The sequence below is a fragment of the Acinetobacter lactucae genome, assembly GCF_013122135.1.
Classification (GTDB): domain Bacteria; phylum Pseudomonadota; class Gammaproteobacteria; order Pseudomonadales; family Moraxellaceae; genus Acinetobacter; species Acinetobacter lactucae.
This window is the reverse complement of record NZ_CP053391.1, coordinates 2,013,445-2,034,309: the sequence shown is the minus strand read 5'-3', so window position 1 is coordinate 2,034,309 and position 20,865 is coordinate 2,013,445. Positions and strand designations below refer to the sequence as shown.

Annotated in this window: 17 protein-coding genes and 1 pseudogene; 10 read left to right on the top strand and 8 right to left on the bottom strand. The window is 35.0% G+C overall.

Annotation, left to right across the window (positions count from 1 at the left end; translation table 11 throughout):
• The first annotated feature begins 2 nt into the window (after positions 1-2).
• The 4 genes from HLV59_RS09410 to HLV59_RS09395 all read left to right on the top strand — a co-directional run bounded on the left by HLV59_RS09410 (position 3) and on the right by HLV59_RS09395 (position 3,082).
• Positions 3-1,052 (top strand): dipeptidase, encoded by a 1,050-nt coding sequence (locus HLV59_RS09410; protein ID WP_171429830.1) that lies wholly within the window; start codon positions 3-5, stop codon positions 1,050-1,052.
• A gap of 578 nt (positions 1,053-1,630) precedes the next feature.
• Positions 1,631-1,807 (top strand): hypothetical protein, encoded by a 177-nt coding sequence (locus tag HLV59_RS09405; RefSeq protein WP_031948312.1) that lies wholly within the window; start codon positions 1,631-1,633, stop codon positions 1,805-1,807.
• Between the two features lie 260 nt (positions 1,808-2,067).
• A complete protein-coding gene (locus tag HLV59_RS09400) occupies positions 2,068-2,304 on the top strand; it encodes a hypothetical protein (RefSeq protein ID WP_125698763.1) in 237 nt (78 codons plus the stop codon).
• Between the two features lie 190 nt (positions 2,305-2,494).
• Positions 2,495-3,082, top strand: a complete 588-nt coding sequence (locus HLV59_RS09395; RefSeq protein ID WP_032006192.1) for a DNA glycosylase — start codon at positions 2,495-2,497, stop codon at positions 3,080-3,082.
• A gap of 17 nt (positions 3,083-3,099) precedes the next feature.
• On the opposite strand, the gene HLV59_RS09390 is transcribed toward HLV59_RS09395, so the two are convergent.
• Positions 3,100-4,707, bottom strand: a complete 1,608-nt coding sequence (locus HLV59_RS09390; protein WP_171429829.1) for a phospholipase D family protein — start codon at positions 4,705-4,707, stop codon at positions 3,100-3,102.
• A gap of 181 nt (positions 4,708-4,888) precedes the next feature.
• Here HLV59_RS09390 and HLV59_RS09385 point away from each other — a divergent pair, with 181 nt between their 5' ends.
• From HLV59_RS09385 to HLV59_RS09375, 3 genes are all read left to right on the top strand, one after another.
• A complete protein-coding gene (locus HLV59_RS09385; RefSeq protein ID WP_081409569.1) occupies positions 4,889-5,323 on the top strand; it encodes a GFA family protein in 435 nt (144 codons plus the stop codon).
• 187 nt (positions 5,324-5,510) lie between these two features.
• On the top strand, positions 5,511-5,972 hold the full coding sequence (locus HLV59_RS09380) for a hypothetical protein (protein WP_016145256.1): 462 nt from the start codon (positions 5,511-5,513) through the stop codon (positions 5,970-5,972).
• Positions 5,973-6,807: 835 nt separating this feature from the next.
• Complete coding sequence (locus HLV59_RS09375; RefSeq protein WP_016145258.1) at positions 6,808-7,113, top strand: hypothetical protein; 306 nt, start codon at positions 6,808-6,810, stop codon at positions 7,111-7,113.
• 43 nt (positions 7,114-7,156) lie between these two features.
• Here HLV59_RS09375 and HLV59_RS09370 read toward each other — a convergent pair.
• A pseudogene (locus HLV59_RS09370) lies at positions 7,157-8,313 on the bottom strand (catalase family protein).
• A gap of 183 nt (positions 8,314-8,496) precedes the next feature.
• On the opposite strand from HLV59_RS09370, the gene HLV59_RS09365 reads away from it, so the two are divergent.
• Positions 8,497-10,368 (top strand): non-contractile tail sheath protein, encoded by a 1,872-nt coding sequence (locus HLV59_RS09365; protein ID WP_171429828.1) that lies wholly within the window; start codon positions 8,497-8,499, stop codon positions 10,366-10,368.
• Positions 10,369-10,597: 229 nt separating this feature from the next.
• Complete coding sequence (locus tag HLV59_RS09360; protein WP_004792384.1) at positions 10,598-11,707, top strand: S-(hydroxymethyl)glutathione dehydrogenase/class III alcohol dehydrogenase; 1,110 nt, start codon at positions 10,598-10,600, stop codon at positions 11,705-11,707.
• Positions 11,708-11,763: 56 nt separating this feature from the next.
• Here the strand turns inward: HLV59_RS09360 and HLV59_RS09355 are convergent, their stop codons facing one another.
• The 6 genes from HLV59_RS09355 to HLV59_RS09330 all read right to left on the bottom strand — a co-directional run bounded on the left by HLV59_RS09355 (position 11,764) and on the right by HLV59_RS09330 (position 18,595).
• Positions 11,764-12,723 carry a DUF4882 family protein gene (locus tag HLV59_RS09355; RefSeq protein ID WP_171429827.1) on the bottom strand — a complete coding sequence of 320 codons (960 nt, stop codon included), beginning with the start codon at positions 12,721-12,723 and terminating at the stop codon, positions 11,764-11,766.
• Positions 12,724-12,835: 112 nt separating this feature from the next.
• Positions 12,836-13,846, bottom strand: a complete 1,011-nt coding sequence (locus HLV59_RS09350; RefSeq protein ID WP_171429826.1) for a fimbrial protein — start codon at positions 13,844-13,846, stop codon at positions 12,836-12,838.
• Positions 13,843-16,404, bottom strand: a complete 2,562-nt coding sequence (locus HLV59_RS09345) for a fimbria/pilus outer membrane usher protein (RefSeq protein ID WP_031948323.1) — start codon at positions 16,402-16,404, stop codon at positions 13,843-13,845. The genes HLV59_RS09350 and HLV59_RS09345 overlap by 4 nt, the downstream gene beginning before the upstream one ends.
• Before the next feature lie 55 nt (positions 16,405-16,459).
• Positions 16,460-17,194: a fimbrial biogenesis chaperone gene (locus HLV59_RS09340; RefSeq protein ID WP_031948324.1), complete on the bottom strand. Its 735-nt coding sequence runs from the start codon at positions 17,192-17,194 to the stop codon at positions 16,460-16,462.
• 88 nt (positions 17,195-17,282) lie between these two features.
• Complete coding sequence (locus HLV59_RS09335; RefSeq protein ID WP_000731819.1) at positions 17,283-17,816, bottom strand: fimbrial protein; 534 nt, start codon at positions 17,814-17,816, stop codon at positions 17,283-17,285.
• A 488-nt stretch (positions 17,817-18,304) separates the two neighbouring features.
• The gene (locus HLV59_RS09330; protein WP_016145265.1) at positions 18,305-18,595 is read right to left on the bottom strand and encodes a hypothetical protein; all 291 of its coding nucleotides are present in this window, start codon (positions 18,593-18,595) and stop codon (positions 18,305-18,307) included.
• Between the two features lie 1,200 nt (positions 18,596-19,795).
• Here HLV59_RS09330 and HLV59_RS09325 point away from each other — a divergent pair.
• Complete coding sequence (locus HLV59_RS09325; RefSeq protein ID WP_171429825.1) at positions 19,796-20,854, top strand: ABC transporter substrate-binding protein; 1,059 nt, start codon at positions 19,796-19,798, stop codon at positions 20,852-20,854.
• The last annotated feature ends 11 nt before the right edge of the window (positions 20,855-20,865 follow it).

Genomic DNA, 20,865 nt, shown 5'->3' with positions numbered 1-20,865 from the left:
TTATGAAGCCTAATATTCCAGTTTTCGATGGGCACAATGATGCTTTAACACGTTTATGGCTAAGTGATCACCCAGATCCTGTACATGCTTTTATTCATGAACGCTTAGCGGGGCATCTTGATCTAAAACGCTGCCAGCAAGCAGGTTTTGTTGGTGGAATGTTTGCAATTTTTTTACCGCCATACAGCTATGTGCAGCAGCATCATCCTAATAAGCTATTTGATCAAAATGCTTCTGATTTTACACAACAGCAAATTGAACAAATTTGCATGGAACAACTCGATTTAGCTCAGCAACTTGGTCACCGCTCTAAAAATATTAAAATTTGTACATCGGTTCAAAATATTCAGGATTGCTTAGCAGAGCAAAAGCTAGCAATTGTATTACATATGGAAGGTGCTGAAGCTTTACAAGAAAATCCTGATTTACTCGATATATTTTATGAAAGAGGCTTACGTAGTATTGGTCCACTCTGGAATAGACCGAGCCGCTTTGGGCATGGTTTAAATGCTAAGTTTCCTCACTCACCCGACACAGGAGCAGGTCTTACTGTCGATGGCAAAGATTTTGTAAAGCGTTGTGCTGATAAAAAAATGGTGATTGATGTTTCACATATGAATGAGAAAGCTTTTTGGAATACTGTAGATATATTGCAGCAGCCAATTGTAGCAACGCACTCCAATGCGCATGCTTTATGCCCTCAAGCCCGTAATTTAACAGACCGACAACTCAAAGCAATTCGAGAAAGTAAAGGTATGGTAGGGGTAAACTTCGATGTTGCTTTTTTACGGTCGGATGGGCAACGAAATGCGGATACTTCCATAGATGTAATTTTGGAACAACTAGAATATTTAATGGATCATTTGGGCGAAGAGCAGGTGGGCTTTGGTTCGGACTTTGACGGCGCACTTATTGGTACTGAACTTGAAGATGTGAGAGGCCTACATCGCTTAATTGAGCGTATGCAACAGCGTGGTTATTCAAAAACACTGATTGAAAATATCTGCATGAATAATTGGATAAGAGTAATTCATAGAATTTTTGGTCAATAATGAATGGCTAAACAGAGTTAATCTACAGAATCATAACTATTTTTTTATTGGCCGAAATGACTAAAAAAAACACAATTAGTTTAATTGTCAACCATTCGGTATATTCACTACACTCAACCTTACTGAATGTAAGAGCATTTGGTATTTCAGGTCTTTTGTGGTTTTCACATCACCCATTTCTTCATGAGAAGTAGAAATGGGTTTTTTCTTATCTTAACCAAATAAACGTGACAGTCATCACAATAATCACCAATTATTGGTAAAACCCCTCAATCCCATCTTGACTAAAAGTTCAGCATTAAATACATTTGTAGTGTATTTAAAGATAATAAGATTGCCTAAAGCAATTCATAATACTGCTTAATCCTGAAATACAGTAAAAAGCCTATTCTTTTTTAGAATAGGCTTTTTGCTTTGTATCAAAATTTATTTTTTCGGACTATTTTACTATTCAATTAACATAAAAAATAAATACCTTACAAAAGCGGAGCAAATGAAAGCCGTTAAATAACAAATTTTGTGCTATTAGTTTAAATTAATTGCTTAAAAAGTTACTCCGTTAATCGAAGAGGTGCAAAATGTTAAAATCAATTATAGTGTTGGGAACAGGTATTGCGATTGGCATGTGTATGTACAAGAAGAAGCAGAAAGACAGTAAGAGCTTTAACACACATAGCGATTCTGACTCATTGATTAGTAAAGACACTGCTAAAAACAAAGACGATAGTTCGCTTGATAACGCAGTACAAGTTTAGAGTTAATTAGTGTTAAATAAAAAAGGGTTCAATTAATGAACCCTTTAATTTTTATTAACTGTAAAAATTGAAAATTAATATTTACTTTAATTAGTCTAACTTAAAGAAAATATTTAAATGAAATAATTACTCAACTATTCATTTAATTATTATAAAAATATGATTAAAACAAAGAAAACACTTTCATTATTAAAATTTACATATTGTATCAGTGGAGTCTTTATTATGAGCGATGCGGATAATAAAAAATGGAGACTAGTATGTCAAAGCGCCATATTTTAAAAGAAGTGAATGCTAAAAGTATGTGTGGTATGGAAATCGTTGTTGAACAAATTTATGAAAATATTTATGAAAAAAACTTTGCCAAAGATGAACAAAAGCAAAGCTGGTTACCACTTTCTAAAATTGTGATTTCGGATAAAGTCATCAATTTAGATCCAGACAATAGCTTTGCTCATCCAAGAACAGGTAAAGTCTTTAAAGTCCTTAATTCTTAATCGTTTTCCTGTCAGTACACTTTTATATTCCTAATTCATTGAGGCGAAACATAGATACGTTTCGCTTCAATGATTGCTTTTGCACCACCCTTTGAAGCTTTAATTAAGAGAAATTGCATTTCATGACTCGTGATTAACTGAAAAATAGGTTAATTTGTTTATAAAATTTTTAAGTAACTAATGATTTTTTATGATAATTGAGATAGAAACACATCCACTTGAACCATTTTTACCTGAAAATGCTCGTTTATTAATGTTAGGCAGTTTTCCACCGCCACGTAATAAGTGGAAGATGGATTTTTACTATCCCAATTTCCAAAATGATATGTGGCGTATTTTCGGTTTAATTTTTTTTCAAGACAAAACTTACTTTTTAAGTGAAAGCCAAAAAAATTTTAATGAAGCACGTATTCGAAACTTCTTGATTGAAACTGGTATTGCAATCTTTGATACCGCTTATCAAATTAAGCGGTTGAAAGGGAATGCCGCAGATAAATTTCTTGAAATAGTAACCCCAACAGATCTTGCGGTTTTGCTTCAGCAGATTCCTCTATGTCAAACCATTATGACCACAGGCGATAAAGCGACTGATACTTTAATATCAGTTTTACCAGAACACACCGAAAAACCGCTTATAGGAATGTCTACCTCGACTTACTTTGCTGGACGAAATATTAATTTATATCGTCTACCATCTTCTTCTAGAGCATATCCATTAGCGCTAGAGAAGAAAGCAGAGGCTTATCAAAAATTCTTTAAAGAGATAGGCATTTTATAAGTAAACTTGAAATGCTGTTACATCATCCATTCAACTGGTAAATATGAAACAGCTTTAATCATAGTACGTTGGAAAAGGCTCGTATCTGGGTCTTTTTCATATTCAACAATCTTTCCATCCGACTGATAATCTAACCAAACAATTTTGCCTTCACTATTTAACTTAAGCTGGTAAGCAACTTGAGGTAAGTGCTGATCGAGCATGACCGAAATTTGCGCTTGTAATTGACTTGACTCAATAACCAGACCAACCTCAGTATTTAAGTAAGTTGATCGCGGATCAAAGTTAAATGAACCAATAAATACTTTACCGTCTACATCAAAAAATTTAGCATGCAAGCTTGATTTATTTTTACCTTTTGCGGGAATTACACTTCCAGTTACTACTTCATACCATGTTCTGCGTCTGCGTTCTAAAAATGGCTTGAACTCAAATAGCTCTACACCGCTTTTAAGCATCTCAATTCGATATTGACTATAAAAAGCATGCACAATCGCTACGTCATTTGCAGCAAAAGAGTTGGTTAAAACCCTAACTTTAACTCCTTGTACTTTTAGCTGTTTTAAATAATAAGTTCCTTGCTGAGTCGGCACAAAATAAGCAGAAGCTAATTCGATATGTTGTTTTGGTTCTCCCATAATCTCTATGACTTGCCCATAGAGCATCTCTTCCTTAGAGGCTAACCCTAAGATTTTTTTAGGTGAATCTGCAACAAAATATGCTTTTGACCATTGAATTGGATAATTTTGTAGAAGCTCTTTTAAATAAGTTTGTGCATCGGAAAGCTTATCTTCAGTTTGAGTATGGTTTTCACTTTCATGAAGTAGATCATGATAGTGCTGTCTGAGTGATTGCAAGTGGTGGACAGCACATGTTCCTATGAGCTCGGTAGCATTTTGACTTAAATCACTTTGCCAAAAATCATTAAATACGTCTTGAGCATGCTGTACAGTATGTCCATAAAATAAAATATCTAGATCTGTAAATTGAAACTTACTACTTGCATCAAAATACTCACTACTAATATTTCGACCACCTGTTACTGCAATCACGCCATCTGCAATAATTAATTTATTATGCATGCGATGATTTACTTTTTTGAACCGAAAAATATAGTCTAAAATTCTTAAATATCTAAATTTATAGGGATTAAATAATCGAATTTCAAAATTGGGGTGGTGGAGAAGGCTTCTGATAACGCCATCAAGCTTTATTCCATTTTGATCATCAATGAGTAAGCGGATTTTTACGCCACGATCTGCCGCCGTTAACAACTCATGGAGCATTAGGTTTCCGACAAAATCATTGGTCCAAATATAGTATTGTAAATCGATTTTTTCTTTTGCATTTCTAATTAGATACATTCGAGAAGCGATACTGATAAAAGCATCATCTAATGCAACAAAAGCAGTTAATCCTTGTTTAGTCTTTTCCGTAGCTTGCTCATCATTCAACCAATTAAAGCTATTCGTCACTGTATCATTCTCATCAGGGTCGTATGTACCGTTATACGAAGGTGTATGTGTAAAGCCCCAAGCATTTAATGCCATATTACTGTACTGCTGATAGAACTGATTAATCATGTAAGCTTTTAAGTCGCATCCAAGATAAACACATCTCAGCATTTTTATATTCAATTTATATGTCAAAATTCATATTAAACGTTATAAATACAATCTGCCAAGCCTCAACGCTAGCAATTTCTTATATTTATAGGTAATTCTAAGAAAACATATCCATTTAAGAATAGAGGTTAGATTTAACCCTCTTAAGCCTAATGCTATATTCAATATTATTTTTCATAGGATGCTTGAGATGAGTCATATCGGGTCTTGTTTGTGCAATGAAGTTAAATTTTCAATTACCAATAAAATAAACACGGTTTATCATTGCCACTGTAGTCTATGCCGTAAACAAACAGGAACAGGAGCAAACGCAGCAACCCTAGTGAGTAAGCATAAATTTGAGTGGTTATCAGGTTTAGAACTTGTCCGTACCTATAAAAAAGAAACTGGCTTCACATCTTCATTTTGTAGCAAATGCGGATCACCAGTACCTAACTTAGTAGGCAGTACTGACTTTATGTGGATTCCATTAGGACTATTAGATCAAGATATTGTTGTGCTAAAAAAACTTAATTTTTGTATTGTTTCAAAGTCAAATTGGGTAAACACAGTAGCGGCTGATCAATCTTACAATCAGCTACCAACTTTAAATGAATTAAAAATATTTTTTGATTAGAGAATTTTAAAAAATGAGACTTAGTTTACATTAAGTTTATTTTTTTCGGATGGTTATGCTTGCAGGTTTCACAAAAAAACACTAATTACAATTGGCAGCACAACAATTACATTAGAAAACATGATATCTATCATACTTCCTTAAAGAGCTGAGTGACTAGCTTAATAATAAAAGGGAGAAAATAGAGATGCCGCAATATTTAATCATCGCTGAGAATGTGTATAAAAAGATTGAGGACAAAAATTTATTTTCAGAAAGCTCAGCAGAAAACTTAAATCAATTAGTTAGCGCAATTCGTAATGAAATTAAAGGAACCAAGTTTAAACTTAAATACAATTTCATAGATTTCGAGGAATGCCTAACTAAGCCCTTAGAGGAATGTGCCATAAAGTTAGACATGAGCCTGATGCCAAAATATAAAAATAAAGATGAATATATACTTTGGCTGGCAGGCTTTATTGAAAGGATTACAACAGGAGGAGAGGCGAAGCTTCCACCTATCTCAAAATTTATACCTCCAGACTTTAAATTTAATTATGACGAACTATCCAAAGTATCAAATTCTACTTCGACTCGAGATGATGGAGAGATGATTGTTAGTTATTTCAAATCAGATGCTTTTACTAAAATTATAAAAGAAGAAAAATAAGTACATAAAAAATATAGAAGTGATCGTCCACTACACTTTTATATGTCGCTGTAAATTCAGCAACCGCCTACTGGGGCGGTTTTTTAATTTAGCTACTCTTTATTCTTAAAAAATATATTGTTATATCTTTTCACAAAAGTTTGCATAACGCACAGAAACAGACTCATTGGCCTAAAAATAGATACATCTATCAGTGTTAGTTTTAAATTTACATAACGTTCTTTTGGAGATAAGTATGTTTAAAGCTATGTTTTTCTTCGGTGCTGGTGCTGTTTTTGGTTACTGCTGTAAACACAAGGAGGATAAAGCGAAAGAGGAAAATTCATCAAAAAGCTAAAAGTACATTGATAAAGAACTTGCTGTTGAGTCGGTTTTTTATAAGGAGGTGTCTATGCTCCACAATCTTAGACAAATTTTCTGTATTCATATCTGGGAATATGACTTTGATATTGCTCATGCTGAAATCAAAGAATGCAGGAAATGTGGAAAAATTCATAAAATGAAAGGTTTCCAAAAAATTACTTAAGATTGAAAAAGAGTATCTTTTAGCCTTAAGTAAATATTAAAAATTAAATAGGCTTAATAAATTAAATATATTGAGCCTATTTAATATAAATAAAAATCCGAGCAATTTAGTCAGTATTAAATATCTACCAATTCAATCGGAATTAAAAATCAAACTAAATCACATTTTAAAACAATAAATAGTTATACTAGTCAAAACTTATCATTTAAAATTAAAAATCCAGAAACAATTTAATAAAAATTAAAAACTTATTTTTATGATTTTGAACTTATACTTATATTTTATAAAATAATTAATAAGGAGATAAAAATGCCAAAATATTTATTATTAGCTGAAAAAATTAACAAAAATATTAGAAATAAAAATTCAAATAATCAGTTTAAAAATTTAAATAATCTTATTGTAGAAATCAAAAAAGCCATAGCGGGTACAGAATTAAAATTTTTATATAACTTTGTGAACTTTGAAGGTACTGTGATCAGCGTAAAAAATGAGTTGCCCCTTAGATTAGATATGAGCTTGATTCCAAGACATAAAAGTGAAGATGACTTTATTTTATGGTTGGCAGACTTTATTGATCGCATCACTATAGATACAAGCAAAAATCTCCCTTAAAAAAGAAGCAATTAAAAACTCTTAACTATGATGGATAAAGTATTTAAGGTTCTTGTCTAGGAGCTGAATTCATATCATGCCGAACTCTGCTTATATTTTCATAAACGACTTTACGCATTCGGTTTACCGCACCTAATGGTTTATGTTCCGGTAGAGCATGCCACGGTGTAAAAGATAGATTCTCACAAAACTTATTTTGCTCAGGTGTATCAAAATTCTGCTTTGGAATATGAATAGTCGCTACTTGATAGAAAGGAGCTGCTTTCTCATCCCATTCTGTCATTGAATCTTCTACTAACATTTCACTTGAAGTTCGTGGCTGAATAAGAAATTCCATACACGCATCTGTACTTTGTAAAGTGTTCTTTAAAGCTTCTCTTAAATAATTATGGCTAGGATTTTTAGGTAGACTGTTTGGTGACATTGAACAGGAACGAACTGAATATTTAACTGCTTGTCGATCATTACCAATCCCTAACTGATAGGGAACCATAGACCAGTACCGTGCATATAATGGATTTGCGATTTGCGAATTACGTGCTCCAAGAGCATTCATTGTTCCCTTAAAACCTAACGCAAATGGAATGTGAAGTTTTCTAATCATATTATGGCTATTCACATCATTCATAAAAGAAAGATATCTTTTAGCATCATTCGCAAAAAAGACTGGATGATTAATCATAATAAAATCTTGAGTGGTTGCTTGCTTTTCACTTTCTAAAATTTTCTGTCCAGGTACACCTAAAAGTTTTATGGCGATGCCTCGCGCATCTTTTTTAATGTCGGCATTAGAAGCGTCATTTGAAGCATTAGAAAATCGAATCCATGCCTGATAACTTCGATCTGGAATAAACATTCCTTTAGCAAACTGGGCAGGTATATTTTTGAGACATGAAAATCGGCACGAACACAACCATGCGCCTTAGGATGTGCATCACGTAAAGCATTTCCAGCCGTATATTGTTTCCGAATCGACTTTTCAATCACTTGGGCTATATTGTGGGCGGTGAGTTCTTCATTAGGCTGTAACTTCTCTCCTAATGCAGTGTCTATCTTTGGATAAGCGATGCTTTCCGAAGAGATCTTTGCGGCTGATGTTGTTTTGGAATATAAAGTTTCTGTACAACCTGATAATGCAAATACAAGAGGAGTAAATAAAAACAAACCTTTAAAATTTATAGGCTGAATAAAAGTTTCCATTTATTAACTCCTCAGTGTAAAAATATTTTAGGATAATATTAAGATTTCATGTTTAATTTTATTTTGAACTTTATGAAAAATATAAACTGTAAATAATTTAAACGTCATTGTTACTTATCTGAACAATAAAATAGGAATTATTATTTAATATAAAACCTCTTAATACATTAAGAGAATGTAGACATGATAACCAACTCACAAAATGTACAAAATAATACTAATACATCACCTCGCCCAATCACTCAGAATACACTTATTGATCGGTTTAGCCCTATTTATTGGAGAATAGACGGCCCGCAAACGATGTCTTTCGCTATTACAAACTATGGAAATGGTTTTGAAGCATCTTTTAGATCACGTATGACAAATGATTTGGTAGGTATTACTTGGGATTCTTATGACACGAAAGATCATAAATTTTTAGCGTATCAAACCAAATATAGCTATGCAGGGGTGGTTTGGGATTTTGATATTGAATTATCGGCTTCTATGCCAGTGCTGAACAATCCAAGTTTAACGCCCACTTTAACGGTGTACTATAATGAAAATGGCGTAAATAAAATTGCATATATTGTTCTATTTAATTACGCAAATAATCCTTCCTCGCGAACGGCGCACATCCGTATTAACTGGGATATAGTAAAAGCCGGCTTTTCTGCTACAGATAGCTTTCCAGTGACTAACATTCAACGTATTTCTTTTTCAGGCTTTACCAGTGACTATAATGGCCAATCTGCCACACCTTTAAGCCAACCAAAAGATGGATACATTCGTCTGACTAACTCAGTTGTAACTGGAACAAATGCAAAGTTAAATTTGAGCCGTGTAGTTGTGCCACAGCACAATTATGGTATCTGTACCAGCTATGACGATCACTATGATTTAAACCCTCAGCGCTTAGTCAACAATATGGTGGCTTTAGGATATAAGGGCTTGGTGAATCATTATTGTGGAATGTCGCATTATCCTGAAATGACATGGAAAAGCGATATTAATAAATGGCAGATACCAGATACCTTGGTGACAGGCGAGGCGGTGGTTAACTCATGCACTCGTAAATGGCATGAAAAATATGCTCAGGCTTTACATAGCGCCAGTATGCAACCCATCTTTGGGGTTAGCTTTGAAATGTATTCTTTGGGAGCAAATGAATATTGGGCACAACGTGACTGGAATAGTAATCTAGGTCGTACAGGTTATGAGCCACCTAGTTATTTCTTTAGTTTAAGTCATCAAAATGCTTTGGCATATCTACATAAAGTCTTTATTGAGTTTGCAGATGCAATGGTTGCTGGTGGATGTGATGTAAATATGCAGATTGGTGAACCTTGGTGGTGGTATAACACGGGTACAAATCTACCTTGTGTATATGACTATCCAACTAAACTGGCATTTAATGCAGATACAGGCTTATATGCGCCAGATCTAGGCACAATTTATGAAGCAATGAATAAAACAGGAACGCCGTATGATGAGTTTAAAACATGGCTCCGAAATAAATTAGGACAAACCTGTCAAAATATCCGCACGGCTATCAAAGCAAAATATTCCAGTGCCAAAGTTAGCCCCCTTATTTTCTTTCCTTCTATTCAGTCCCCAATCCAGACATTAGCCACTTATATTAACTATCCAAGCACGCACTATTCATATCCTAATTTTGATTACATGATGACAGAAGCTTATGACTGGTTGCTAGAAGCTCGCTTAGACTTGGCACATCAGGCAGTTTCTCAAATACCTATACAAGGTTTGGGCTATCCTGCCAATAAAGTCATTTATTTATCTGGTTTTGTTCCCGATGCCTCAATTGCTTATATTTATGGTTTTGATAAGACCAAGCCATATCGAACACCCATTTGGCAACGAATTTTTGGTGATATGAAGAATAATGTTCCTTTAGGATTAATGAAGCAATTTATCTGGGCCTATCCACAAGTTATGTTTGATTCAATTACGATTGATACTACTCAAGCCCCAAATGGCTTCTTCGTTGAAAATACACTTTACTCACCAATTAGTGATAACACGCCATATCCACCGGATATTTACCTCTAAGTAAACATAAACCATTTATAAGATAAGTGATTTAATAGGAAACCTCTTTAAGTAAGGGGTTTTCTTCTTTTTTAAATGTAGACTTGCTTAGAGGTACATGACTGGCTATGCTGTGATGGATTGTCATGAAAGCCAATTTTAATTTAAGCAAAATTAAGCTCTTGTATTACTGTTACATAATCTATTTTGCTCGACTATAAATACCGAATGATTTAAAGGAAACCCAAAGATGAAATCTCGTGCAGCTGTCGCCTTTGCCCCAGGAAAACCTTTAGAAATTGTTGAAGTTGATGTTGCACCACCTCAAGCGGGTGAAGTTTTAATAAAAATTACCCATACGGGCGTTTGTCATACTGATGCTTTTACATTATCTGGAGATGACCCAGAAGGTGTTTTTCCTGCCATCTTAGGTCATGAAGGAGCAGGTGTTGTAGTTGAAGTAGGTGAGGGCGTAACAAGTGTTCAACCGGGTGATCACGTGATTCCGCTTTATACGGCTGAATGTAAAGAATGCTTATTCTGTAAATCTGGAAAAACTAACTTGTGCGTTGCAGTACGTGCGACTCAAGGTAAAGGTGTAATGCCGGATGGAACCACACGTTTTTCATATAACGGTGAACCGATTTACCATTACATGGGTTGTTCAACCTTTAGTGAATATACAGTAGTTGCAGAAGTCTCTTTAGCTAAAATCAATCCTGAAGCGAATCACGAACAAGTTTGTTTACTTGGATGTGGTGTGACAACTGGTATTGGCGCCGTGCATAACACAGCAAAAGTACAAGAAGGCGATTCTGTTGCTGTATTTGGTCTAGGCGGTATTGGTTTAGCTGTTGTACAAGGTGCACGTCAAGCGAAAGCAGGACGCATCATTGTTGTAGATACAAACCCAGATAAGTTTGAACTTGCTAAGCAGTTTGGCGCTACAGATTTCTTAAATCCAAAAGATTATGACCAACCTATTCAGCAAGTCATTGTAGAAATGACAGGTTGGGGCGTAGATCATTCATTTGAATGTATTGGTAACGTCAATGTTATGCGCTCGGCTTTAGAGTGTGCACATCGTGGGTGGGGACAATCAGTCATTATTGGTGTTGCTGGTGCTGGTCAAGAAATTTCGACACGCCCATTCCAGTTAGTTACAGGCCGTAAATGGTTAGGTACTGCGTTTGGTGGAGTAAAAGGCCGCTCACAACTTCCTAAAATGGTCGAAGATGCTATGAAAGGTGAGATTCAACTTGAGCCTTTTGTAACGCACACTATGCCTTTACAAGACATTAATACCGCTTTTGATTTAATGCACGAAGGTAAATCAATCCGTACAGTCATTCATTTTTAAATGAAAGAAAAAAGGGCTGTGATTCAGCCCTTTTTTACAACTTATGTTTTTATATCTTAAATGGCATTACCGCACATGTCTGTTGTGCCCTGAGGATAGCTAAACTGCAATGCATTACGGTCAGTAATGAGTTCGTTCGACAACTCTTGTCCAAATAATTGTTCAGCATCTATTGATATAGCACTTGAGACAGAAAAGCTTATATTCTCAAGTGGAGCGGGTAAAGTAGATTTATATCCCTCATCAACACCATTTACAATAAAGCCAACCTGCTTAGTGTTCTGATTAATATATATGCCTAGTCTCTGGTATCCATTTGAACTATTTGACATGTTTTGACCCTTATAATATGGATTGTCAGGCCCGCTATTATCACTAAGTCGATAAGCTACAGAATAGTATAATCTAGCAGGATTCTCACCAAAATCTGGATCATAAGTGCCCATATCAAACCAATAGTTGGACCGAACCGTATAGCCATTATTTGTTACGCCATTAAAACCAATGGCAGAGGAGTAATAAGCAGAATTACCAAGTGATGAGTTCCCAAGAGCTGAGGTTGGAATCTTAAGCTCCATTTCAAATGCAATAATCCCTGTGTGAGGTAATGTGAGATCTCCAACTTCATTAGGTGAATTAAGAGTAGCTTTACTTCTAGCAACATACTCTACAGTGCCATACTCACTTTCTGGCCTAGGCTCTACTTTAAGACTAAATTTTTGGCCCGTTACCAATGGGAATATTTTCATAGACCAATAGTCAGAGTGTTCATTATTCCAAAGATTGTAATCTTCTTGAGTCGCGTCAAAATTATATTTGCAGACTGGGGCAGAAGAATTAAGGGAGGTAGTTTGAGACGCTAATTTTTCATTCTTTGCTGTTGATGAAAAGTTTTTAGATGTGACTTTTTGGCTGGATTCGTTATACGGTGTTGTATTGGTATTATTATAAGATACCTCATATATTGCCCAACATAATGTCACTGCACTAACAGCAACTATACCTATTTTTTTCATAAATGTTCCTATCGAGTTAAGTATTAAATTTTTAGAAAGTAGTGATAAAGTAAAATTTATTATTAATATTTAAATATTTGAAATTATTAGGTTTAAAAACTATTGAATATGATTAATCATATTCAATAGTTACAGTAGCCATTGCACGGACCTTACCAGCAGTCACATTTGTTGCTGTTTGATAGTAGCGAGCAGTCATTGGTACGTTATATTGAAGTGTCTGGTTAGAAGACAATGTACCTAAGGCTAATTTGTCACCTTTTTTGATGACCTGATTCTTATTTTGATAGTTCCAGAGTAACTGCACACCTACGCCGTTTGCTTTTTCAGATGTTGGAGCAGTATTCGCTAAAACCTGATTGTTGGTACCATCTTGGGTAAAGTCGTAAGTTAAGCTAATGAGGTTTTTCTCTTCATAACCTGTTGGATTAATACCACCATTACAAAGAATGTTCATATCAAAGGTCTGTTCGCCTTGAGTAGAACCAACACCTTTAAAACCTGCTTTTGTAACAGTAGGAAGCTGTACAACTTTATTGATATTACCTTGAATTTCACATGAAGAAGAAGCAATGGTAATTGCATTAGCATCAACAGTACTTGTTAAAAACGGTTGATTTGGAAAACCACGGATGTAATAACTACTATATCTGCCCGGTACTAATGTGCCAGAACCAGTTTGTGGAGCAATTTTAATAATTTCTACAACAAAATAGCCAGATGCTAAATAACGAGTACCAGAAATGCCACCACGTTCATAAGGATAATAACCAGAAAAATTGGTACTATTCTCAGCTTCACGATATAGACGAATACCAATACCAGGAATATTGGTTGTATAAATACTATTCCCTAAAGAACTTAAAGGATAAGCTTGAGTTAATTGAGCAACTACAGTGTCTCTACTATCACAATACATCGCTTGTGTACCGCTACTAGAGATAGGAAAAGTTGCTTTCCTTAAAACTGCACCTACTGGATCACTAGGGCGCACAACAACACGGCCTACTGCCATACGAACGTCATTTGGTTGATAATTATATATACGGCATGCAGCATTAGCTTCGCCATACACACCAAGGCCAGCCGTAAATAAGAAACCTGTTAATAATATTCTTTTCATTTGCAGACAGCCTCAGTCATTACCATGCTTTGTTGCTTATTTTGCAACTGATTACTGATGTTGTACTCAACCGAACAACGCTCATTGCTTTCGTCGCCCCATTTTACATAGAGACTGTCTTGAGCAAGTGGAGTACGTAAGTAAATCATACTACCTTGTGCAACAATACCTACAGCTTCATCTTTTTGATTAAAGACTTGAGCGCCAAACGGTAAACTGTTGCCATCAGCAGTTTTACTATTAATGTAGACTGCATAACCTGTCTTAGTCGTAAAATCTACTTTCGCAATTGCACCAGCAAAAGGTGCGATACGTTGACTTGTTTCTTCAAGCTCTACTTGGCTCGACATTTCTTGTGGATCAAGCGTAATATCATTTAGGCGATAAGGCGTTACATATGGAATAACCGCATAACCAGCCTTATTCACACTTAAACCAACGGTATTATTAACTTTTGCTCCAGCTGCATCAGGTGCATGCACAAGTACCATTGTTTGGCCTTGCTCAGGTCCAAATAAAATACCATCTGAATGTGCAACTACACTACCACTTAAGCTAACCATTGCTTGTTGGTAAGAGTCAGCCACACTATAAGAACCACCAACAGTTGCATAGTTAGTACGGTAACGGCCATTTGCGTTAAATGTAGGGTTCGCATAGTCTTGATGTGACACAGAAGCGCCGTAACTAAAGCGATCACCAACCATCCCACTTGCACCAACAGTACGGCTGTCTTCAGAAGCAGTAACGTTGACGTTGACTGAATTCTTCTTAAAATTAATCGGGAATGATAGCGTCATTAAATATTCAGTATCATTCGTTGCATCATTTGAACCGTACTCAACCTTACGGTTAATTGCAGATAAACCATAGGTTAAACCATGGTAGTTATTGCTATAACCAATTTGGTACTGTTTAGTACTTTCACTACGGTTCCAATAATCAACCCATGAGCCAACCACATAGAAATTACCCCAACCTTCAGGAAGCCCTTGGTTTAAAGTAATTTGGAATTCACTACGCTGATGGCCAGCAGCAGCATAGGTATTTACACCTTTTTCTTCTAAATCACGAATAAGCAGTGCATCGCGTAATTTATAGAAGTTCTCGGTTGAGTAACGATATGCAGCAAGAGTTAAGTTTGTGTTAGTTGGAGTAATTAACTTACTATAACTTAAACGGAAACTTTGCCCAGATTGTGATGACTGTTTTTCAAAGTCAGCTTCAGAGTGGGTAACATCTAATGCAACTGCACCAATTGGTGTAGCAAAAGCAGCACCCAATAAGACAGCAGCATAATTTTCTGTAGCTTGTATGCCAGTATAGCCTGTTAGGTAGTTATTAATCCCTTGTTGGTATTTACCTTGAACAACCCAAGGATTAATATCGATATCCTGATCGCGGAACTGACCTACAGTTAAAGAATAACGGTTGACGCCTGGACGGAGCATTTGTACAACTGAAGCATATGGAACCGAAAATTTTTGTACTTGGCCATTTGCTTCAATAATAGAAACTTCAATTTCCCCACCAAAACCAGTAGGGTAAAGGTCATTAATCTCAAAGTTACCTGGTGCAACAGTTGTTTGATAGATAAGTTGGCCTTGTTGACGAACTTCAACTTTTGCATTGGTTTTTGCATTACCACGGATACGTGGCGCATAACCAAGCATACTATTTGGTAGCATGCGGTCATCGCTTGAGAAATCAATACCGCGGTAACCAATAGAATCAAATACTTCACCGTTAGTAAAACTATCACCTAGCGTTAAAACACCACGGTACTTAGGGAAAGCTCTTTGTAAGTATGTACTTGTTTCTTGATAATCTGATTTAGATTGATTTTCAGCAGGTGTATCTTGCCATTGCCACTGACCATTATGACGTAATTGCCAACCAGCAATATTTAAACCTGCTGTAACGCCCATAAATGCGTTTGTTGTTTCGCTTCGGTCACCAGACTGATTAAATGTTTTATAGGCACTACCGCTATAAGATAGAAAACCAGCATTAATACCACGATCCCATACACTTGGGTCGACATAGCCTTGCGCATTTTTTTGCAAAGCAACTTGCGGAATAGAAATATCTACACGTAAACGAGAGGTATCAAATTCATAAAATGCATTTTCAACCCACTCTTCAATTTTATAACAACTATTATTTTCTTTTTGAAGGGTAGTGCGTTTAGATAAAACATCTTGTTTAACGCCGTACTCAATCAGGTTCATACCTGTAAAACACGTTTCTGCATTTTTATTAGGGTCTAATGCTTTAAAGACCATACGACGTTTACCAAACCATTGACCATTTACATATACGTCAACGTTGTATTCGCCAGGTAAAACAGGGTTACCATATTTAAAACGAGAAATGTCAACTTTTTGAGCATCTCCAATTAAAAAAGCAGAATCAAATTCAGCCTCTACTGGAGCACTCGTCGTTGTTTCTTCAGCATGCACGAATACAGGCATTGTCATTGTGACAACACCAGAAGCCAAGTAGTAACAAATATGGCGTTTTAATAATTTATAAGATTCTTGCCTTTTTTTTGGCATAGCTAAGTCCGCCTACACATATAGGTGCTTAAATTTATTAAAAAGATAAATCTGATTACTGGAGTTTTATCGGGTGCTCAACACGACCACCGTAGTCATTGACATTAATAAAACTCATATCTTGAAGGTTGCCATTCTTAAGCTGAACTGACGCTTCAGAAAAAGGCTTAATCATGAGCCCTTGAGGTAATAAATCAACTTTTTTATCACCTGCCTTTTGGTAAACAGAGGTCATTGTGATATGAAAAGGAGTAGGATTTTTTACCGTTAAACTTTGACCAGATTTAACCCATTGAAGCTTATCTGATGCTAAATTCGCGTCTTCTTTAATCGATGAAGGACGGTAGAAGAATTTAATCCGTGAACGAATTGCAAGTTGTAGGAAGTTATCAGGTGTCGTATCTTCACTTTTTGAAGTAGGTCTAGGTGGGATGTCTAAAATATTCAACCACAAAACCGTTTCTTGCTTCTGATTTAATTGAGAAGCATTGGGCAAAGCGGTAATACGAAGCGTCTGACTTTTCGTTGCTTCAACACGAGAAATTGGAGGAGCAATCATAAAAGGAACTTTTGATTGGTCCGGTGTACTCTTTGGGTCACCTTCATCAATCCAAGCTTGGACAAGTGCTGGCTTTGAACCGTTATTGCTAACTTGTAGCGTAACTTCGCGAGCATCCGACGGATAAATTACACGGGTGCCATGAATTACAATTTCTGCTTGAGTAGCAGGTGCGACAACTGTCGAAGCCAATGCCAAACTTAACAAAAAATTATAACTGTTCAATTTCATTTTTCGAGTTCTCAACCAAGAAAGATTCAGGAAAGTGTTACACAAAACAGGGTTTCCATGCGGACATAGAAACCCCGCTATCAATTAATTATTGATAGATAATTGTGTATTGAACAGAAGTAGTTACTTTACCAGCAGTAGAAGCGCCAGTTGCATAGTATTCAGCATAGTAGTTAAGGTCAGCACTTGCGCCTTCAGCTACGTCAACCCATTGAGAGTTAGCTTGAGCACCGTTTGCACCCGCAGCAAGAACTGGGATGAAGTTATTGTTGCTACCTAAAAGTTGAACGTTAACGTTTTTAGCACCAGTAGCGTCTTGGTTAAGTAAACGACCAGTGTTGAAGTCAACAGTTGCACCTGGTTCGAAGTAAGTAGCTACTTTACCTTGTGAACAGTTAGCTAAGTTGATTTGGAAAGGAGTACGACCAGCAACATCCCCAGCAACAGCTAAAGTTTGTTTAGAAACAGTTGGAAGAGTAACTGTGAAGTCTTTACCAGCAGGGGTAACGATGTCACAAGTTTTGTCTGTAACTAAACCATTAATTGTAATTGTACCATCAGCAGCTTGAGCATTCGCAATCCCTACAACCGAAAGAGCAGCGATCAAAGCAAGTTTTTTCATAGTGTTTTCTCAAAAGTCTGGATAAAAGTTTAATTCCTTACTTTTCCAGTGTTTGACATCTTGAAAAGTAATGCGGCGATATTAACACTTCTTAAACAAAATGCAAACCACATCACATTATTTTTCCATAATTTTAATTTTATCACATTCATCATTTGGGATGTAGAACGAGTAATTACAGCTTATATAGCTGTTTATAAAGGCTTTTTTGTTTTATGAAAATGAGGTACTTAAGAAAAAAGTAAGTTACATAAGAACACGAAGTAAATAGAAAAGAATTAAACAAATTATGTGAAAAATAAGCTTAAATTCTTAGAATACAATTATATAGAATAAATTATGTATATGTATACAGAAAAAACATACAAATAGTCATTTTTTATGAAAAAAGAGCGATTCGCCTATCAATTCATCAAAAATGCGATCAAGTCGACAAATCACTCTTTTATCTAAACTTATAAAATAAGCTCAAATACTATAGTTGTAAGTTAGTGATAATTGATAAGCACAATCTTGTGATTTGAACCTATGCTTTCAATGCTAGTGTCCATTTTCTCGGTATGTTGAGTTAATTTAAAAAGACTATCTTTATTTAAGTATTCACTATCAAGTTTAGTATTTAAATTATTTACCTCAACACATTCTATCTCACTATGTTCTCTTGAACATGTATCTTCAACAATATTTCCTCTTATCATTATTGTGTTACTTGCATAACAAAATAGTGGGGAAGTGGAAAGCACCATCAAAACAACAAGTTTAAAAATATTATTTTTCATTTTATATACCTATTTATAAAATAGTTTATATCTATTTGATACAATATTTTTAATTTAAAAACAATTATTAATTTAAAGGTAATAAAAATTTGTCAATTTTCGCGTGATGTAAATCACATTAACTATTTCAAATAATGTAATAGTTAAAATTTCTTAAATCTATATTAGTAAATAAAATATAGATATTCTCACAAAAAAAATTATCAAATTGTTGATATTTATAGAGTTAAAACAGATAAAAATTTGATAAGCATATTATATCATTGGGTAATTAATATATGGTTTATTTTTAATTTTTTATATTGCAATAGCATTACTGACAAACAAGTTGCCAAATACAGCAAAAGTGCGACTTGCATCGCTATTATCCAAGTAAATATAAAATAAATTACTATCATTAATTAAATTACAGTCAGAAGTCTCAAATAAATTAATACTTATTTTTATCTCAAACATTAGAACGCATAGAAATAATGAAATAAAATTTAATCACTAAAATATTTTTCAAATCAAATAAATTACAAGCTAGAGAACAGCAAAAGAATAATTCAAAACTGAGAAATATCATTTTTTCCTTAAGTTGCTATAACTATTATTTGAATCAAAAAATTTTATTTTAAGAAAATGAATTGCGGAAAGTAAATATGGATGTTGCTATCAATAGAGCTACAGAGCTACAGAGCTACAAGGATATTCTTAAAGAAAAACTAACGTATGTTTAACTCAACTTGTTCCTTTTTGGTCTTATAAAATTCAATAACTTAAGTAATAAGGTAACAAGTTGAGTTAATTTTTTTTTAACTGAACTTGTTACCTTAATGAGCAGTAATATAAGGATATTTTTAATGAAGCCTATGTAGAATTGATTTCAGTCCATAGTATTAGTGAGATGAGATAACTGATGTGTTTTTATATATAAACATTGAATCCTTAGTTTTCTGATACTTATATCTAGAAGATAGTGTTCTGGCATCCTAAAAAAATCATTGAATTAAAAAGTGGTTATAACAAATATATAGAAAGTTATATTTGTCTAAAATAATTGTTGATAAAACAACACTAGCCTTGAAAAATGATGAAATATAAACATTTCCAATCCTGCTATACTTTCATAAACAACTGAAAATAAACAATAAATTAAATTGGCATAAAAGCTGCTCAATGTAAGTGATGAAAGTGGAATTATCCTAAGGAATCCGTATGTCACTTGTAGTAGATAAAAAAGAAAATTCTGAAGAATTTGTAAAAAGCATCCTGTCTGAAATTTGGGTTACTCGTTGTCCAGTACCTACAGCAACAGGTATTTCATTAAAACGCGGTACTTTGGTTAAAAAGTTTGAAAAGCACGGCATTGATGTTGCCGTCTTACAAGATGCACGAAAAGGTTTATCAGTTCATCATTTTGATCATCAATTGCCAGCTCTGTTCCGAGAAGGTGGAAATGTACCTGCATTAGCTGCACGCTCTGAAGGAGCACCAAGCCGACTTATTGGATTGACCTGGATTGATGAGTGGCAAGTCATTATTGTGCGACCTGATTCAGATATTAGCCAGCCAGAGCATTTAAAAAATGCGAAAGTTGCTTTACCAGAATACGCTGACAAACGTGCTGGCAGCATTTTTAGAGCCATGTCATTGCAAGGTATTCGTGGTGCTTTACAACTTGCCAATCTCACTTTCCGTGATGTGAATTTTATTGAAGTACCTGAGCGTGCTGGATCTAAAGAGAATCGTGATGCAAGTACGTATTGGTCAGGTCTAGATGCATTAATTACAGGTGAAGTTGATGCTGTGTATGTAAAAGGAGCATCTGCTGTTGAAGCTGCAACTAAACGTGGCCTAAAAGTTGGAATTGATTTAGATAAATTTGAAGATGTGACTTCTCGTGTTAATAACGGCACACCTCGTCCCATTACGGTCCATGAAGATCTATTAGAAGATCATTTTGATGTGGTCGTCGATTTTCTTGAAGAATTGTTTGATACAGCTGATTGGGCACAAGATCATTTAGATGAGGTCTTGGTCATTCTAGAAGATGAAACGATTGCAGGGGCAGAGAGTGTTGCGACAGCCTATCGAAATAATTTTCATAAGTCTTTACATCCCTCACTAAGTGAAGAGCGTTTAGAGCTTTTAAAACAACAAAAAGATTTTCTTTGGTTGCATGGCTTCTTAGAGCGCGACGTCGATATTGAAACATGGGTTGATCATCGTCCCTTACTCGAAGTTTTAAAACGCCGTCAAAATAAAAAATTTTAAAGAGGATTTGA

Coding starts and splice junctions, on each gene's coding strand:
- HLV59_RS09365 (WP_171429828.1), top strand. CDS start 8,497: ATGATAACCAACTCACAAAATGTACAAAATAATACTAATACATCACCT.
- HLV59_RS09395 (WP_032006192.1), top strand. CDS start 2,495: ATGATAATTGAGATAGAAACACATCCACTTGAACCATTTTTACCTGAA.
- HLV59_RS09400 (WP_125698763.1), top strand. CDS start 2,068: ATGTCAAAGCGCCATATTTTAAAAGAAGTGAATGCTAAAAGTATGTGT.
- HLV59_RS09350 (WP_171429826.1), bottom strand. CDS start 13,846: ATGAAAAGAATATTATTAACAGGTTTCTTATTTACGGCTGGCCTTGGT.
- HLV59_RS09355 (WP_171429827.1), bottom strand. CDS start 12,723: ATGAAAAAAATAGGTATAGTTGCTGTTAGTGCAGTGACATTATGTTGG.
- HLV59_RS09375 (WP_016145258.1), top strand. CDS start 6,808: ATGCCAAAATATTTATTATTAGCTGAAAAAATTAACAAAAATATTAGA.
- HLV59_RS09360 (WP_004792384.1), top strand. CDS start 10,598: ATGAAATCTCGTGCAGCTGTCGCCTTTGCCCCAGGAAAACCTTTAGAA.
- HLV59_RS09330 (WP_016145265.1), bottom strand. CDS start 18,595: ATGAAAAATAATATTTTTAAACTTGTTGTTTTGATGGTGCTTTCCACT.
- HLV59_RS09405 (WP_031948312.1), top strand. CDS start 1,631: ATGTTAAAATCAATTATAGTGTTGGGAACAGGTATTGCGATTGGCATG.
- HLV59_RS09340 (WP_031948324.1), bottom strand. CDS start 17,194: ATGAAATTGAACAGTTATAATTTTTTGTTAAGTTTGGCATTGGCTTCG.
- HLV59_RS09380 (WP_016145256.1), top strand. CDS start 5,511: ATGCCGCAATATTTAATCATCGCTGAGAATGTGTATAAAAAGATTGAG.
- HLV59_RS09335 (WP_000731819.1), bottom strand. CDS start 17,816: ATGAAAAAACTTGCTTTGATCGCTGCTCTTTCGGTTGTAGGGATTGCG.
- HLV59_RS09385 (WP_081409569.1), top strand. CDS start 4,889: ATGCTTGAGATGAGTCATATCGGGTCTTGTTTGTGCAATGAAGTTAAA.
- HLV59_RS09390 (WP_171429829.1), bottom strand. CDS start 4,707: ATGCTGAGATGTGTTTATCTTGGATGCGACTTAAAAGCTTACATGATT.
- HLV59_RS09345 (WP_031948323.1), bottom strand. CDS start 16,404: ATGCCAAAAAAAAGGCAAGAATCTTATAAATTATTAAAACGCCATATT.
- HLV59_RS09410 (WP_171429830.1), top strand. CDS start 3: ATGAAGCCTAATATTCCAGTTTTCGATGGGCACAATGATGCTTTAACA.
- HLV59_RS09325 (WP_171429825.1), top strand. CDS start 19,796: ATGTCACTTGTAGTAGATAAAAAAGAAAATTCTGAAGAATTTGTAAAA.